Raw genomic sequence first — 15,787 nt, 5'->3', positions numbered from 1 at the left:
GCACGGCCAAGTTCCCCGCGCGGGCCGTCCCGGCTGGGACGCTGCCTGACATGGAAGCGGTACTCGCGCGAATGCGCGCCCTGGACGAGCGGCTGCCCGCGCAGGACGGTGTGGCCGTCTTCAACCGCGTGTACATGACCGTGACGCACACCCTGTACCGGCGGATCGGGCAGGGGGAGTTCCCGGCACCCCGGCGGGCCGAGACGCTGGCCGTCCGGTTCGCGGAGCGGTACCTGGCGGCGGTGGAGGCGGACCGGGCTCCGGCCTGCTGGCGCCCGCTGCTCCAGTACCGCCGCCACCCGGGGGTGCGCCCCCTCCAGCACGCGCTGGCCGGGATCAACGCCCACATCGGGCACGACCTGGCGCTGGCGGTGGTGTCCACCTGCCGCGTGCTGGACTGCCCGCCCTCGGCCCTCGAGGCCGACTTCCACCAGGTCGGCGACACCCTGGTCTCCCTGGAGGAACGCATCCGGGAGGACCTGATGCCCGGCCCGGACCTGCTGGAGGTCGCCGACCCGCTCACCCACCTGCTGGGCTCCTGGAGCCTGGAGCGGGCCCGGGCGGGCGCCTGGGCCTCGGCCCGTCTGCTGTGGACCCTGCGGCGCTCCCCCGACCTGGCGGAGGAGTTCGAGGAGTCCCTCGACGCCGGTGTGGGGCTGGTGGGCCGCTGCCTGCTGACCCCGACGGAGCGCCGATCCGCTGCGCGGTGCTGCCCGACCGCCTGGTGACCCCGCCGGCTCGCTGCGCGGGGCCGTGTCGGCTGGTGACCCCGCCGGTCGCCTGCCACCGGGCCGAGCCGCTGCGCGGGCGGAGTTCCCCCACCCGCCCTTAGCCCGTTCCCCGGGCCGCGCCCGGACCCCTTCCTGGGGGGGGCTCCGGCCCCAGACCCCCGCGCCTCAAACGCCGGCGGGGCCGGATGTGCCGGCGACTGAGGCGAGCCCCGCGCGGCGGCCGGCCACCCGCACACGGCCCACCGGCCCCGGACGCACGAACCGGCCCCGCCCCGCACACGCCGGACGGAGTCCGGCGCAGCGGCGCGAAGCCGGTAAGGCGCCCTGGCGCCGCACCGCGCGAGCGGTGCGGCAAGAGGGACTAATCCTCGGGGAGCTCGACCGGGGCGATCTCGTCGTAGACGTCGCCCGGGCCCGGGTTGGCGGCGTCCGTGGAGCCGCCGAGGTGGTGCATGACGCCCCAGACCGCGTTCAGGGCGGTCTGGACGGCGCCCTCGGCCCAGCCGGCCGTCCAGGAGATGTCGTCGCCCGCGAGGAAGATGCCGCGCTTGTCCTCGGGGAGGCGGTCCTGCATGAAGTGGGTGAACAGGCGCCGCTGGTAGCGGTAGTGGCCGGGCAGGTTCGCCTTGAACGCGCCCATGAAGTACGGCTCGTTCTCCCAGGACACGGTCACCGGGTTGCCGATGATGTGGCGGCGGATGTCGACCTTGGGATAGATCTCGCCGAGGGACTTCAGCATGACCTCCATCCGCTCGTTCGCGGACAGCGGCAGCCACTTCAGGCTGTCGTCGCACCAGGTGTACGACAGGCAGATCACGGCCGGCTGGTCCGGGCCGTTGTCCAGCAGGTAGGTGCCGCGGGTCATGCGGTCCGTGAGCGTCATCGACATGACGTCGCGGCCGGTCTCCTCGTCCTTGTCCAGCCAGAACGGCCGGTCGACCGGGATGAACAGCTTCGAGCTCTCCATGTAGTGGGTGCGCTCGATCGCCGTCCAGTGGTCGATCGGGAAGAGCGTGTCATCGCACTCGATCTTCGACAGCAGCATCCACGACTGGGCCGTGAAGATCGCGGCGCGGTAGGTGCGGATATCGCCGGAGGCGTCGGTGACGGTGATGCGGTTGCCGGCCGTGCGGTGCAGGCGGGTCACCGCCGGGCGCGGGGTGCCGTCGTGCAGGGAGGACAGGGAGGTTCCCTGGGCCCAGTACAGGATCTTCTCGGGCTCGCGCTCCCACAGGCGCAGCGGCAGCTGCTGCGAGCCGCCGACGATCCCGCGGTGGTGGTCGTCGGCCTCGGTGTAGACGACGCGCAGGATCTCCAGGATGGAGTTCGGGAAGTCGGTGTCCCATCCGCCGGTACCGAAGCCGACCTGGCCGAAGATCTCGCGCTTGCGGAAGGACTGGAAGGCCTCGGACTTGCAGAGGAAGCCGTAGAAGGTCTCGTCGTCGAGCTTCTCGACGAGCTTGGCCCAGATCTCGCGGATGCGCGGGACGTCCCGCTCGCGCATCGCGGTGTTCATGTCGGAGAAGTCGGCGCCCTCGTCGAGGCAGGCGTTCCACGCGGCGGCGACGTCGCGGTAGACCTGCGGGAGGTCGGCGATGGTCTCGGCGTAGTGGGTCTCGCCCTTGAGGTCCACGACCGTGGAGGGGGTGGCCTCGGCCAGCGGGTTCGGGAAGGGCTGGGTCTGCAGGCCCACGAGGTCGATGTAGTGCTGGAGCGCGGTGGAGGACGGCGGGAAGCGCATGGCGCCCATCTCCGCGGTCAGGCCCTCGGTGCCGGCGCCCTCGAAGCCGACGGTCCGCAGGCGGCCGCCGATCTGGTCGGCCTCGTACACGACGGGCTTGAGGCCCATCTTCATCAGCTCGTAAGCGGAGATGATGCCGGACAGACCGCCGCCGATGACGGCGACCTCGGTGCCGTGCTCGGTCGCCGGTATCTGGCCCAGGCCCGCCGGGTGGGCGAGGAAGTCGTCGTAGGCGTACGGGAAGTCCGGCCCGAACATGGTGATCGGCGGCTGGCCGTCGCTGTGCGGAACGGCGGTGGTGGGCACCGTGGACGTCATGGGGGCACGTCTCCTTGCGGCAGGGCGGGCGGGGCGGGAGGGCGGGGAGGGGGAGCGGGAGGGCCTAGGCGAGGGAGGCGTAGAGCCCGGGGCGGCGGTCGCGCAGGTACGGGTTGGTCTCGCGCGAGGCCTTCAGCAGCTCGGGATCGACCTCCCCGAACACCGTTTCCTCGCCGCGGCCGGCCCGGGCGCGGGTGACCCCGTCGGGGCCGGTCAGGCAGCTGAGGCCGACGAACTCGAATTCGCCCTCGGGGCCGGTCCGGTTGACGTACGCGACGTACATCTGGTTCTCGAAGGCCCGTACGGGGACCAGCTGTTCGGCGACGAACTGGAAGGGGTGCATCTGCGCGGTCGGGACCAGGAGGAGGTCGGTCCCGGCGAGCGCGTGCGCCCGTACGTTCTCGGGGAACTCCACGTCGTAGCAGATCATGATGCCGACGCGGAGGCCGTTCAGGTCCGCCTGCACGACGGGGGTGTCGCCGGGGGTGAAGGCCTCCTGCTCGAAGCAGCCGAACAGGTGGGTCTTGCGGTAGTTCGCCAGCCGGACGCCGTCGGGGCCGATCAGCTGCGCCGAGTTGTAGACGGTGTCGCCGTCCCGCTCGGGGTAGCCGTACAGGACGGCGATCCCGTGGCGGCGGGCGATGCCCGCGACGGCGTGGGCGGACTCGCCGTCGGCCGGTTCGGCGTACCCCGGCACCTCCTGGAGGTCCAGCGCGTAGCCGGTCAGGAACATCTCCGAGGTCACGAGGAGCCCGGCCCCGCCCTGTGCGGCGCGCGCCGCGGCCTCGTCGAGCCGCTTCAGGTTCTCGGCGGTGTCGCCGAGCCGTCCGGAGCTCTGGAGGAGTGCGGTGCGCAGCGGGGGCATGGGCGTACCTCTGTGACAGGTGGGGTGGGGGTCGTAAAACGGTACGTTCGCACGTTCGACCTGGACAAGCCTTGAGCGTTGCGCTGGGCGCATCGATTCGTTGCGCTTTCCGCCCGATGTGCGGAGATTCGTTGCGCGGCGCGTTGGAGGCGGTCCCGGAGGGCCGGTGGGGGCGGTGCGGGAGGGCCGGTGGGGGCGTGCGGGAGGGCCGGTGGGGGCGGTGCGGGAGCTGACGGCCGCGGGACGAACCGGCTGCCCGGGCGGGGCCCGGGAGCGTAGCCTGCGGCCGACCCCCCGTGGAAGGATCCCGCACCGCATGGCCGCCGAGAACCCAGCCTCCCCGCTCGACAACCCGGTGTGGGCCGCCCTGAACGGCCCGCACCGCGCCTTCGCCGAGTACTCGGGGCGCGGGGCCGCCCGCTACCTCCCGGAGGTGAACCCCTTCGCCTCCCTCGCCGACCCGGAGGACCCCGCCGCCTGGGCGGACCTGGCCGCGCTGACCGGCCCGGGCGAGGAGGTCTGGCTGACCGGTCTGCCGACCCCGCCGCCGGACTGGGAGACGGTGCTGCGCATCCCCGGGGTCCAGCTGGACGGCCGGGCGGTACGGGCGGAGCACGCGCCGGAGGCGGTCCGGCTCGGCCCCGGCGACGTGGCGGAGATGACGGCGCTGGTGCGGCTGACCGAGCCGGGCCCCTTCCTGCCCCGCACCGTCGAGCTGGGTACCTATCTCGGGATCCGGCACGAGGGCCGGCTCGTGGCGATGGCCGGGGAACGGATGCGGCCGCCGGGCTGGACCGAGATCAGCGCGGTGTGCACCCACCCGGACTTCCGCGGCCGGGGACTGGCGGGACGGCTGATCCGGTCGGTGGCGGCCGTGATCCGGGACCGCGGCGACCTGCCCTTCCTGCACGCGATGGCGGACAACACGGGCGCCGTCCGGCTGTACGAGTCGATGGGCTTCACCCTGCGCCGCGAGCCGGTCTTCATCGGCGTGCGCTCCCCGAGGCAGGAAACGATCATCCGTAACACGCTTTAACACGGGGTTCATTGAGTCCCGCCGCAGGTGTCCGTAGCGTCGGCGGGACGGGAGCGCGGGCGGCGGGAAGACGGCCGTGGCGATGAACACGCAGCAGATCAGCGGTCGTCAGGACCGCCGCCGCGCTCCCGCTTCCCGCCGGTGCGGCGGTTGCGGGTTTCAGTGCGCTCCGAGCGGTCAGACGCGGGACGAGGCCACTGGAAGGAGCCACCATGACCGACCTCTCACGTCTGCCCGGCGCCGCCCTCCACCACTGGCAGTGGCAGTCCCGGGCCGCCTGCCGGGCGCTCGGACCCAGCCGGTTCTACCACCCCGCCGGTGAGCGGGGTGAGGAACGCGAGGACCGGGACCGCGCCGCGAAGCAGGTCTGCGCGGGCTGCCCGGTCCGCGCGGCCTGCCTGGAGCACGCGCTGCGCACCCGCGAGCCCTTCGGCGTCTGGGGCGGGCTGACCGAGGAGGAGCGCCGCGCGCTGACCGGCCCCGCCGCACAGCACCCCGTCACCGTGTGAGCGCCCCTCCGGCGGCGGCCGCCGCCGCCCAGGCCCGGGCGAACAGCTCGTGCGGGGGCAGTGGCGCGAGCAGGCGCAGCAGCGGGGCGTGGAGCGTCGTACCGGAGGCCGACGCCAGGTGCGCGGCCAGCTTGGCGTGCTCCACCGGGAGGTGCGGGGCCCTGAGCTCCGTCCACCCGCCCGGGACGAACAGGGTGCGTCCCGCGCGGGGCCGCTTGCCGCTCTCCACGGCGCCGGACGCCGCCAGCTCCGCCTGCGCGGCCTTGTGCCGCGCCGCCGTCCAGCCGTTCCAGCGGCGGACGGCGCGGTCCGTGGGTCGGGCCAGGGCCAGCAGCTGGAGGTAGAGGGCGGCGGCGTCGGGCCCGACCCCGAGGGATTCGGCGGCCTCCGCGACGAGCTCGGGGGCGCTGAGGGCCGGATCGGCCTCGTAGCGGCCCTCGGGGACCGGTGTGTCCGTGGCGCGGGCCGCCAGCCGGGCGAGGCCGTCGAAGAGGTCCCGGTGCCGTCGCAGGACGGTCAGCAGGTAGCCCTCCCGCACCGTGGCGGCCAGCCGCTCGGCCCGGGCCGTCCGCCGCGGGTCGGCGAGGGCGGCCGGCCGCAGGAAGCTGTCGCCGCTGGGCACGGCCACCACGAACAGCCCGTCGTCCAGGAGGGCGGAGGGCCCGGCCACCCCCTCCCGCGGGAGCTGCGGGGAGGGCAGGACGGCTCCCGCGTACGGGGTGAACTCCGGGTCGGTCCGGGCGATGCCGGCCAGCTCGTCGAAGAAGCCGCCGAGGGGGACGAGGGCGCCGGGACCCTCCAGCTGGGCCCGCAGCCGCCCGTACAGGGCCAGGGCGCCCCGGGCGGCCGGGTCCCCGACGGGCCGCTCGGTCAGCGCCCAGGCGATCACGGACGCGGCCTCGCGGTGCGCGGGCCGCCCGGCGTCGATCCAGTCCCCGGCGGCGCCGTCCGGCCCGGCGTGGTGCAGGTGGATCCCGCCGGTCCGGGTACCGGCGAGCACCAGGCCGTCCTCGCCGAAGGACGCCCCGGCGGGGGCCCGTCCGGCGGGCAGGGCGCGGGCCCAGGCCGGGGGCAGGCCGAGCTCGGCCTCCAGGGAGGCGGCGAGTTCCTCGTCCACGTACTCCTCGGCGCCCAGGAGCCCGGTCCAGGCGCCGGCCATCCGTTCGGCGGCCCGGAGCGTCCCGTCCGGCTCCCACAGCTCGGCCGGGTCCGCCGGGACGCCGGCGGCGAGGACCGCGCGCCGGCCCGCGTCGCCGAGGCGGCGGCAGAGGGCGTCGTACTCCTCGGCGAGAGTCCGGCCGGCCTTGAACGGAACGGAGGCCAGCAGCGCGAGGTGCGCGCGGTGGTCCTCGCGGCCGGGGAACCCGGCGAGGACCAGGCCCGCCACCGGGACCCGGACTCCGGTCAGCCGCGCGAAGGCCTCCCGGGCGGCGGGCGTCACCGCCAGCGGGCCGCGCCCGGCGAGCAGCTCCAGCAGCCGGGGCAGGCGTACGGAGTCGTCGTGCTCGACGGTGGCGGTCACGCAGTCCCGGGCGTCGGCGGGGGCGGGGTCCGCGGCCCGCTGGAGGAAGGGGGCCAGGCCGTCGCGGGCGGCTCCGGAGGCCAGGGTCTGCCCTGCTGCCCGGAGGGCCGCCAGCGCCGCCTCCCCGGCCCGGCCGGTTCGCCAGGTGCCGCCGGCCTCGGCGAAGGGCTGCCCGCTCCAGGTCTCCAGCAGTGCGGCCAGTGCCGTCCGCTCCTCGTCGGGGGTGGTCGCGACGGCGGCCCGCCAGGCGACGGCGCCGATCCCGCCGACCAGCGGCTCCCAGGTCCCGGGGGCGGCGGGCCGGGCCAGGACGCGCGCCTCGTCGCCGATCTCGCCGCGCAGGTGGCGCCCGTCGGCGGCGACGGCGGTGAGCAGCGCGGGCCGCGGGGCGGGCGCGGGCTCGTCGTAGCGGCGGGGGCGGTGCGGGACGAGCTGGTGGAGGGCGGGGACGAGCACGGAGTCGGGGACTTCGGCGCACAGGGAGACGACCGGCTCGGCGCGCATCACGGCGACCCGCCGGGCGAGTTCGCCCAGGCGCCGCAGGACGTCGGCGGCGAGCAGGGCGGCCCGCCCGGCACCGGCGGCGATGCGCGGTTCGAGCCCGCCGGGCAGCGCGGGGGCCGGGTCCCCGGCGACGGCGGCGTCGAGCAGGGCCCGTACGGCGGTGTCGTCCAGGGCGCGCAGGGTCGTGGAGGAGGTCTCGCAGCGCGGGGTGAGGAAGTGCCAGAAGGCGGGGGGCGGGACGGGGCCCGCGGCTTCGCCGAAGCCGGGGGTGCGGCGCCGGTCGGAGCCGGGGAAGCCGTGCACCTGCCACAGGAGGGAGTTGTCCTCGGCGGCGTGGCAGCGGATGGACTCCTGGCCGACGAGCACGGCGTCCTCGCCGCCCCGGGGCATGCGCAGCACCGCCCAGGGTTTGCGGCCCGGGCGCCGGCTGCGGTAGGCGGCGCGGCGGCCGTCGACGCCCTCCAGCAGGAACTCGGTCGGCGAGGGGCCCGGGTAGGGGGTGCGGTTGAGGACGCGGAAGCCGGTGAGGCGGCCGTCCTGGCCGAGCGGGGACGCGGGGGCGCCGGCGGGCAGGACGGCGAGGGTCTGGCAGGAGTCCTCGAAGCGTTCCGTGCCGGCCGGGAGCTCGGCCCGGGCGTGGAAGTCCGGCGGCGCGGTGTCCGGTCGGGGCTCGCCCGTGTGCGGGTCGACGCGGGTGAGGGCCTCCCGGCGGCGGCCGAGGCCGCCGGTGCTCCAGTAGTGGCGGCCGTCGGTCATCTGGAAGTCGTAGGAGCCGATGCCCTCCCGGCCGCCGGGGCGCAGGACGGAGCCGCCCTCGTGGCGTCCGCCGCCGTCCGGGGTTTCGAAGTGGTAGCCCAGGCCGCCCTGGATCATGCCGCCGTAGCGGCGCAGGCCGAGTTTCTGCTCGGGCTCGAAGACCTCGTGGGGGCGGTCGGTCCAGAAGGCGAGCTCGCCGAAGGTGCCCTTGGGCTTGTCCGTCCAGGCGACGAGGAACCGTCCGCCGACGTAGTGCACGGTGAGCGCGCTCGCGCCCTCGGGCGCCCGGAAGGAGCAGGAGGCGCGCGGGCCCGCGTGGTCGACGGTGACGGCCCGGTCGGGGCCGTAGACGGTCAGGAGGGGCCAGGTGCAGGTCACTCCGGTGACGGCGGCGGGGCCGCCGAGGCCGGCGACGGCCTCTTCGAGGGCGTGCCAGCCGTATTCCTCGGGGAGTCCGGCGCGCAGGGCGCGGCCGAGCGGGCCGGTCAGGTCGAGTGCGGCGAGGGCTTCGTCGATGCCGTCCAGGGCGCGGGCGGTGGGCCGGTCGAGGAGGGTGCGGAGTTCGTCGACGGCTTCGTCGGCCGCGGCGAGGCCGCCGCCGCGCAGGGCGCCGAGGAGGTTCTCGACGCGGCCGTGCACCTCGGCGGCGATGCCCGCGTTGTGCGGGAGGCGGCTGATGGCGGTGCCGGTGCCGCGCAGGCCGGCGTGGACGGTGCCTTCCAGGCGGGGCCCGAAGACGGGGTCGGCCGCGAGGGTCTTGAGGTCGCGCCGGGAGCGGCCGCCCCAGAACACCAGCTCGACGGCGACTCCGGGGTCCTCGACGGCGATGCCCTCGGCGAGGCAGGCGTCGAGGAGGTCGGCGTCCAGCCCCCGGTAGCGGTAGCGGTCCTCGTGCAGCCGCAGCGGGGTCCCGGAGGCGCGCAGCCGGGGGGCGAAGAGGGCGAGCAGGGCGAAGAGTTCGGCGGGCATGGGCTGGCGCATGACCCCGCCGCCGCTGCGGCCGTGGGCGTAGCAGCCCGCGTACCGGGAGAACCAGCCGGTGAGGCCTCCCTCGGGGGCGATCCGCCCGGCGGCGGCGGCCTCGGCGGCGCCGCAGCCGAGGAGCAGGCGCAGCCAGGAGGAGGCGTCGCCGCGGCTCTCGGGGAACAGGTCGAGGAGCAGGGTGGCGGCGTCCGGCGCCGGGGGGTGGGCGGTCAGCAGGGGCGTGGCGGCGTCCAGCAGCCGGTCGGGGATCTCCTTGCCCCGGGCGGCGGCGAGCACGAGGCCCAGGACGCGGGCCTCCTCGGCGGCGTCCAGGCCGGCGGCGCGGGCCGAGAGCCGGACGCGGCGGGCCAGGTCGGCGGGGAGCTGCCCGGGCGAGGCGGCCCAGGCGTGCAGGACCCGTACGTACTCCTCGTGCGCGGCGCCCGGTTCCAGGGCTCCGGCCAGCCAGGCCTGGTGGGCGCTGAGCGCGGCGGTGGGCAGGGCCCCGGCGCGGGCGTACAGCAGGACGTTGGCGCGGTGCCAGTCGGGGTCGACGGGGAGGCGGTGGGTGTCCTCGGCCTTGCGGGCCAGGGCGTAGGCGCGGGCGGCGGAGCGCAGGTGCCAGGCGGCCAGCCGGTGCCCGACGGTGTCCCAGAACCAGGGGAGGTGGGCCGGCGCCAGTTCCCGTACCCGCCGTTCGAGGCCGTCGACGAACCGTCCGGGCTTCTCGTACGCCCGGTGGATCGTCCGCCCGACCTCGTCGAGCAGGGCGGCGGCCGCCGGCCCGGCGGCCGGGTCGTGGGCCCGGGCCCAGTCGGCGTAGACGGTCGAGGTGCGCGGGTCGGCCGGCGGCGGGATTTGGATCTTCATGTGCCGGATCCTGGCACGGGCCTGTGACAGCCGCGCTGACGGCCTCGGTCAGGCGGGTGCGCCCGAGGTGAAGCGGCGCAGCAGGGGGGACAGGACGAGTACGGACTTCGTGCGCTCCACGAAGGGCTCGCCCGCGATGCGCTCCAGGACGCGCTCGAAGTGCCTCATGTCGGAGGCGAAGACCTGGACGAGGGCGTCCGCGTCGCCGGTGACGGTCGACGCGGACACCACCTCGGGGTACCGCTCCAGCCCTCGCCGGATGTCGTCCGGCGAGGTGTTGTGGCGGCAGTAGATCTCGATGAAGCCCTCGGTCTCCCAGCCCATCGCGGCGGGGTCCACGCGGACGGTGAAGCCGGTGATGGCGCCTTCGGCCCGCAGCCGGTCCACGCGCCGCTTCACCGCCGGGGCCGACAGCCCGACCTCGGAGCCGATGTCCGCGTAGGAGCGGCGGGCGTCCTCGGCAAGGGCGTGCACGATGCGTTCGTCGAGATCGTTCAGTCGCACTGCGGGCGGATCACTTCTCTGCTGTGGCCACTTCTTCGATGGCCAGTCGGGAGCGGCGGATGCCGTACAGGAAGTAGAACACGAGGCCCGCGACCATCCAGCCACCGAAGACCATCCACGTGGCCATATCGAGGCTGAACATCATGAAGCCGCAGGCGAGGAAGCCCAGGATCGGGGTGACGGGGAAGAGCGCCACCTTGAAGGAGCGCGGCATGTCGGGGCGCTTGACGCGCAGGATGATGACGGCCACGTTGACCAGACCGAAGGCGAAGAGGGTGCCGATGCTGGTGGCGTCGGCGAGCTTGCCCAGCGGGATGAAGGCCGCGAGGACGCCGCAGAACACGGAGACGATCACCACGTTGGCGCGGGGGGCGCCGGTCTTCTCGTCGACCTTGGCGAAGACCTTGGGGACGAGGCCGTCGCGGGACATCGCGAAGAGGATGCGGGTCTGGCCGTAGAGCACGGCGAAGACGACGGAGAAGATCGCGACGACGGCGCCGGCGGCGAGGACGACGCCCCAGACGCTGGTGCCGGTGACGTCGGTCATGATCTGCGCGAGCGCGGCCTCGGTGCCCTCGAAGTCCTGCCACGGCATGGCGCCGACGGCGACGAAGGCGACGAGGACGTAGAGGACGGTGACGATGCCCAGCGAGAGCATGATCGCGCGCGGCAGGTCCTTCTTCGGGTTCTTGGCCTCCTCACCGGCGGTGGAGGCGGCGTCGAAACCGATGTAGGAGAAGAAGAGGGTGGAGGCACCGGCGGCGATGCCGGTCATGCCCAGCGGGGCGAGCGGGGTGTAGTTGCCGGCCTTGATGCCGAGGACACCGATGCCGATGAAGAGCAGCAGGGTGACGATCTTCACCGCGACCATGATCGAGTTGACGGTGGCGCTCTCCTTGGCGCCGCGCATCAGGAAGACCATCGACAGCAGGACGACGACCAGCGCCGGCAGGTTGATGAGGCCGCCCTCGCCCAGCGGGGCGGAGACGGATTCGGGGATGGTGACGCCTATGGTCCCGTCGAGGAACTCGTTGAGGTACTGGCCCCAGCCGACGGCGACGGCCGCGACGGAGACGGCGTACTCCAGGATCAGGCACCAGCCGCAGATCCAGGCGACGAGCTCGCCCATGGTGGCGTACGAGTACGAGTACGAGGAGCCGGAGACCGGGACCGAGCCGGCCAGCTCCGCGTAGGACAGTGCCGAGAACAGGGCGGTCAGGCCCGCGATCACGAAGGAGATCGTGACGGCGGGGCCGGCCTTGGGGGCCGCGGTGCCGAGGACGACGAAGATGCCGGTGCCCAGGGTGGCGCCGATGCTGATCATCGTCAGCTGCCACATGGTGAGCGAGCGGCGCAGCGTGCCGCCCTCGCCCTGGCCGCCCTCGGCGACGAGTCGCTCGACGGGCTTGCGGCGCAGCAGCGGGTTCACGGGCTTGCGCGTCTCCGGGGAGAGCGGGGGTGCCTGGCCCTGGTCGAGCACGGGGGACTCCTTTGACACTGCGGATGGGGACGGGTCGGGCGTCGACCGCAGCGGTCCGGAGCAGTTGACAGACGGGTTCGGGCCGTCTGGGCATGGGGGGACCGCCGAGCAGGCGGTCTGCGCCACTCCACGTACAGGGGGTGAGCCTACGAGCTGAGTGATACCGCCCGTAATGCACCATCCTTGCACATTGGCGGACGATCGTTGCGCGGATCCGTCCGGCATGGACGTTTGTTGCGCACTGATGATCGATCGCTGCACGGCCCCCCTCGGGACGCCTTTCTTGACACCTCGTCAGATCTGTCGCAGCGTGCCTCCTGGACCCGAACCCGTTCCACTGGATCACCCCCGCACCCCGCCGGGCCGGCCCGGGCCGCCGGGACCGCCGGCACCGCCCGCGCCCCGCACCTCCCCGCCCCGCCGCTGCCCCGGCCGCGACGGGGCAGACGCCGGTCGTGGACGGCGGGGACGGCGCGCCGTCCCCGTACCCGACGATCGGAGACGCGGAGTGAGAGCACCACTGGGCCCCGACGGGCCGTGGCAGGACCCCGGACCCTTCCTGCGCGGGGTCGCCTGGCTGGACGGCGGGCGCCCGGTGCGCGCCGACCCGGCCGACACCATGCGGCTGCCCTGGGACACCGGCGAGCGGGCCACCCTCCCGATCGGGGTGCGGCTGGAGTTCACGACGCGGACGGCGCACGCGGTGGAGGTCCGCTACCGGGCCACCGTGCCCGGCCCCGCCGACGCGCTGCGCGACCTCGCGCACGGCTTCGCCCTGTGGAACCGGCACGGGCCGCTCACCGAGGTCTTCACCGAGCCCGCCGCGGAATCCGTGGTGCGCCTCGACCTGCCCCGGCAGCGGGGCCCCTTCACCCTGTACCCGCCCGAGGGACAGTCCCCGCTGGTCCTGGGGCTGCGCGGGATCGGCGGCGAGCTCGTCCCCGCCCCCGCGGCCCCGCGCTGGGTGGTGCACGGGGACTCCATCACCGAGGGCTGGTGGTCCACCCGCCCCGCCCACGGCTGGCCCGCCGTCGCGGGCCGCGAGCTGGGCTTCGACACCGTCAACCTCGGCTACGCGGGCGCCGCGTGCGGGGAACTCGCCACCGCCGAGCAGATCGCCGCGCTCCCGGCCGACGTCCTCACCCTCGCCTTCGGCACCAACTGCTGGTCCCGGGTGCCCTTCACGGCACCGCTGCTGTACGAGACCACGCGCGTGTTCCTCGACCTGGTCCGACAGGGCCACCCGCGGACCCCCCTGCTGCTCCTGTCCCCCGTGCTGCGTCCCGACGCCGAACGCGCCCCCAACCGCGTCGGCGCCACCCTGGGCGCGCTCCGGGACGCCATGGAGCGGGCCGTCCGGGACCGGGTCGCCGCCGGGGACGGCCGGCTGGCGCTGCTGCCGGGGCGGGACGTGCTCGGACCCGAGCACCTCGCGGACGGACTGCACCCCAACGACGCCGGGCACCAGGTGCTCGGCCTCGCTGTGGTCACGGCCCTGCGACGGGCCGGGTTCGACGCCCGGTGAGTGAAACACGCCATACCGCTCCCGCTGAACAGGGCGCCCCCGCGGCGCCGTGTCCCCCACAAGCAGCCGGGGTCCGAGGACGCGACGACGCGGACGCACCGGACAGGTCGCGGACCCGGCGGACACATACGTGGGAGTGAACACCATGGGCATCAAGCGCGGAACTTCCCTGGCCGCCGTCGCGGTCGTCGTCACCCTGGCGGCGACCGCCTGCGGCGCGAACGGAAAGGACGGCGCGACCCGGCCGGCCGGGGCCGCCTCCGTCCAGGCTCCCGCCGCCGACCCCTACGCCGGGGGACAGCAGGCCGCCCAGGAGGCCGGCGACGCCAAGCCGGCCGGGCAGCTGGCGATCGCGGCCACCGACCAGCTGGGGCAGGTGCTCACCGACAGCGCGGGCTTCGCCCTGTACCGCTTCGACAAGGACACCGCCAAGCCGCCCGCCTCCACCTGCGAAGGGGACTGCGCGAAGGCCTGGCCGGTGGTGGCGGCGGGCGAGGTCACGGCCGCCTCCGGCATGGACCCGGCCCTGCTGGGCGAGGTGGTCCGCAAGGACGGCGGCAAGCAGCTGACGGTGGCGGGCTGGCCCGTGTACCGCTTCGCCAAGGACACCAAGGCCGGAGACCTGAACGGGCAGGGCGTCGGCGGCACCTGGTTCGCCTTCGCCCCCGACGGGAAGAAGGCCGCGAAGGCGGCGGCTGCCGCTCCCCCCGCGGCCGGGCGGGCCCCGGCCGCCCTGACCGTGGCCAAGGACCCCGTACTGGGCGACCACATCGTCGACGGCAACGGCATGACCGTCTACCGCTTCAAGCCGGACACCGCCTGGCCCATGGTCTCCAAGTGCACTGGGGACTGCCTGGCCAAGTGGCCGGTGGTACCGCCGGTGGACCGGGCCGACACCAAGGGGATCACCGAGAAGAACTACCTGGTCCTGGACCGCCCGGACGGCAAGAAGCAGCAGACGGTCAACTGCTGGCCCCTCTACACCTTCGCCGGCGACAAGAAGCCCGGCGACACCAACGGGCAGGGCGTCGGAGGCACCTGGTACGCCGTCGCCCCCGACGGGGCGCTCATCAGCGCCCCGTAGCCCCGCCCCCACCCGGAACCGCGCGGTCCCCGCCTCCCTCCCCCCGGGCGGGGGCCGCGCACCGTTCGCCCGCGCACGGCCCGTGCCCGGCTTGACCGGCGAGGCCCGCGAGAGACGACCTAGACTCGGCCCATGCTGCGCGTACTGGCCGTCGACGACGAGAAGCCGCTCCTGGAGGAACTCCTCTACCTGCTGCGCTCCGACCCCCGGGTGCGCAGCGCCGAAGGCGCCTCGGACGCCACCGGGGCACTGCGCCGGATCACCCGCGCGGTGGAGAGCGGGCCGGACGGGCCCGACGCCATCGACGTGGTCTTCCTGGACATCCAGATGGCCGGGCTGACCGGGCTGGACATCGCCCGGCTGCTGGCCGGCTTCGCCCGGCCGCCGCTGATCGTGTTCGTCACCGCGCACGAGGGCTTCGCGGTGCAGGCCTTCGACCTCAAGGCCGTGGACTACGTGCTCAAGCCGGTGCGGCCGGAGCGGCTGGCCGAGGCGGTCCGGCGGGCCCGCGAGCTGCTCGCCGGGCCCGCCCGGGAGGAGGCGCCGGAGCGGCAGGCCGTGCCGGCGCCGCGCAGGCCGGCTCCCGGGGCGCCCGCCACCGACCGGACCCCGGAGCAGATCGCCGTCGAACTCGGCGGGGTCACCCGGTTCGTGGCCATCGCGGACATCGCGTACGTGGAGGCCCAGGGGGACTACGCCCGGCTGCACACGGACGGGGGCAGCCACCTCGTGCGGATCCCGCTGTCCGCCCTGGAGGAACGCTGGGCCCCGCACGGCTTCGTACGGATCCACCGCCGGCATCTGGTGGCGCTGGGCCGGATCGACGAACTCCGGCTGGACGCGGGCACCACCAGCGTCCGCGTGGGCCCGGCCGAACTCCAGGTCAGCCGCCGCCACGCCCGCCAGCTCCGGGACCTGCTGATGCGCCAGGCGACGGGCTAGGCCGCCCTGCGACCGCCCGGCGTGCCGGCGCGCCGTTCGTCGCGCCGGGAGGGGCGTACGGCGATCCGCCGGGCCCGTCGGCCGCAGGGGTTCCCGGAGTGACCCACGGCGGGAGCCGGGCGGGCATATCGTGGACCATCCGGCCCGGGAGGAGCGATATGTCCGAGATCGAGGCGCTGTTGGACGCGCTGAGCGGACTGCCCCGCACCCCGCCCCCGGGACCCGCCGAGGCCGAGGAGCTGCTCGCCGGGCTGCGCAGCGCGGCCGCCCGCTGGGCCGACGTGCTGTACGAGGCCCAGGAGGGCACCCGTCACCGGCTCCCGCCGCGTGCGGAGGCGTCCCTGATCCTGGCCTTCCGGCGCGCGGAGGAGTCGTACGTGGAGCTGGAGATCGCCCTGCGCGACTGCGCGGAACACCGCGATCCGGCCGTGTGACGG

Annotated in this window: 12 protein-coding genes; 7 read left to right on the top strand and 5 right to left on the bottom strand. The window is 74.9% G+C overall.

Features of this window, described 5'->3' with window-relative positions:
* Positions 1-50 precede the first annotated feature (50 nt).
* The gene (locus ACFY7H_RS28595) at positions 51-728 is read left to right on the top strand and encodes a DUF5995 family protein (protein ID WP_388943684.1); all 678 of its coding nucleotides are present in this window, start codon (positions 51-53) and stop codon (positions 726-728) included.
* Between the two features lie 364 nt (positions 729-1,092).
* Here ACFY7H_RS28595 and ACFY7H_RS28590 read toward each other — a convergent pair whose 3' ends face one another.
* Entirely contained in the window at positions 1,093-2,790 is a 1,698-nt protein-coding gene (locus ACFY7H_RS28590; protein WP_388943681.1) for a flavin monoamine oxidase family protein, read from the bottom strand.
* 64 nt (positions 2,791-2,854) lie between these two features.
* A complete protein-coding gene (locus ACFY7H_RS28585; protein WP_388943678.1) occupies positions 2,855-3,655 on the bottom strand; it encodes a carbon-nitrogen hydrolase family protein in 801 nt (266 codons plus the stop codon).
* Positions 3,656-3,971: 316 nt separating this feature from the next.
* Between ACFY7H_RS28585 and ACFY7H_RS28580 the strand changes: the two genes are divergently transcribed.
* Together ACFY7H_RS28580 and ACFY7H_RS28575 are read left to right on the top strand one after the other, a co-directional pair.
* On the top strand, positions 3,972-4,691 hold the full coding sequence (locus ACFY7H_RS28580; RefSeq protein WP_388943676.1) for a GNAT family N-acetyltransferase: 720 nt from the start codon (positions 3,972-3,974) through the stop codon (positions 4,689-4,691).
* Between the two features lie 212 nt (positions 4,692-4,903).
* On the top strand, positions 4,904-5,200 hold the full coding sequence (locus tag ACFY7H_RS28575) for a WhiB family transcriptional regulator (protein ID WP_388943673.1): 297 nt from the start codon (positions 4,904-4,906) through the stop codon (positions 5,198-5,200).
* On the opposite strand, the gene ACFY7H_RS28570 is transcribed toward ACFY7H_RS28575, so the two are convergent.
* From ACFY7H_RS28570 to ACFY7H_RS28560, 3 genes are read right to left on the bottom strand one after another with little or no spacing between them, the layout of a single operon-like run.
* Complete coding sequence (locus ACFY7H_RS28570) at positions 5,190-9,815, bottom strand: hypothetical protein (protein ID WP_388943669.1); 4,626 nt, start codon at positions 9,813-9,815, stop codon at positions 5,190-5,192. The two genes, ACFY7H_RS28575 and ACFY7H_RS28570, sit on opposite strands and share 11 nt — an antisense overlap.
* A gap of 48 nt (positions 9,816-9,863) precedes the next feature.
* Entirely contained in the window at positions 9,864-10,319 is a 456-nt protein-coding gene (locus tag ACFY7H_RS28565) for an Lrp/AsnC family transcriptional regulator (RefSeq protein WP_007262967.1), read from the bottom strand.
* Positions 10,320-10,329: 10 nt separating this feature from the next.
* The gene (locus ACFY7H_RS28560) at positions 10,330-11,799 is read right to left on the bottom strand and encodes an amino acid permease (protein WP_388943666.1); all 1,470 of its coding nucleotides are present in this window, start codon (positions 11,797-11,799) and stop codon (positions 10,330-10,332) included.
* Between the two features lie 508 nt (positions 11,800-12,307).
* Here ACFY7H_RS28560 and ACFY7H_RS28555 point away from each other — a divergent pair.
* From ACFY7H_RS28555 to ACFY7H_RS28540, 4 genes are all read left to right on the top strand, one after another.
* Complete coding sequence (locus ACFY7H_RS28555) at positions 12,308-13,324, top strand: GDSL-type esterase/lipase family protein (protein ID WP_388943664.1); 1,017 nt, start codon at positions 12,308-12,310, stop codon at positions 13,322-13,324.
* A gap of 145 nt (positions 13,325-13,469) precedes the next feature.
* A complete protein-coding gene (locus ACFY7H_RS28550) occupies positions 13,470-14,408 on the top strand; it encodes an SCO0930 family lipoprotein (protein WP_388943661.1) in 939 nt (312 codons plus the stop codon).
* A 132-nt stretch (positions 14,409-14,540) separates the two neighbouring features.
* Positions 14,541-15,350 carry a LytR/AlgR family response regulator transcription factor gene (locus tag ACFY7H_RS28545; protein ID WP_388943658.1) on the top strand — a complete coding sequence of 270 codons (810 nt, stop codon included), beginning with the start codon at positions 14,541-14,543 and terminating at the stop codon, positions 15,348-15,350.
* 158 nt (positions 15,351-15,508) lie between these two features.
* Complete coding sequence (locus ACFY7H_RS28540; protein WP_388943656.1) at positions 15,509-15,784, top strand: hypothetical protein; 276 nt, start codon at positions 15,509-15,511, stop codon at positions 15,782-15,784.
* Positions 15,785-15,787 lie beyond the last annotated feature (3 nt).

The organism is Streptomyces sp. NPDC012794, assembly GCF_042901085.1.
GTDB lineage: Bacteria > Actinomycetota > Actinomycetes > Streptomycetales > Streptomycetaceae > Streptomyces.
Note: the sequence above shows the minus strand (reverse complement) of the source record. Positions and strands in the feature narration are given on the sequence as shown.

Bases quoted from the DNA above. Each gene is read 5' to 3' on its own strand.
- ACFY7H_RS28595 (WP_388943684.1), top strand. From the start codon at position 51: ATGGAAGCGGTACTCGCGCGAATGCGCGCCCTGGACGAGCGGCTGCCC.
- ACFY7H_RS28590 (WP_388943681.1), bottom strand. From the start codon at position 2,790: ATGACGTCCACGGTGCCCACCACCGCCGTTCCGCACAGCGACGGCCAG.
- ACFY7H_RS28585 (WP_388943678.1), bottom strand. From the start codon at position 3,655: ATGCCCCCGCTGCGCACCGCACTCCTCCAGAGCTCCGGACGGCTCGGC.
- ACFY7H_RS28580 (WP_388943676.1), top strand. From the start codon at position 3,972: ATGGCCGCCGAGAACCCAGCCTCCCCGCTCGACAACCCGGTGTGGGCC.
- ACFY7H_RS28575 (WP_388943673.1), top strand. From the start codon at position 4,904: ATGACCGACCTCTCACGTCTGCCCGGCGCCGCCCTCCACCACTGGCAG.
- ACFY7H_RS28570 (WP_388943669.1), bottom strand. From the start codon at position 9,815: ATGAAGATCCAAATCCCGCCGCCGGCCGACCCGCGCACCTCGACCGTC.
- ACFY7H_RS28550 (WP_388943661.1), top strand. From the start codon at position 13,470: ATGGGCATCAAGCGCGGAACTTCCCTGGCCGCCGTCGCGGTCGTCGTC.
- ACFY7H_RS28545 (WP_388943658.1), top strand. From the start codon at position 14,541: ATGCTGCGCGTACTGGCCGTCGACGACGAGAAGCCGCTCCTGGAGGAA.
- ACFY7H_RS28540 (WP_388943656.1), top strand. From the start codon at position 15,509: ATGTCCGAGATCGAGGCGCTGTTGGACGCGCTGAGCGGACTGCCCCGC.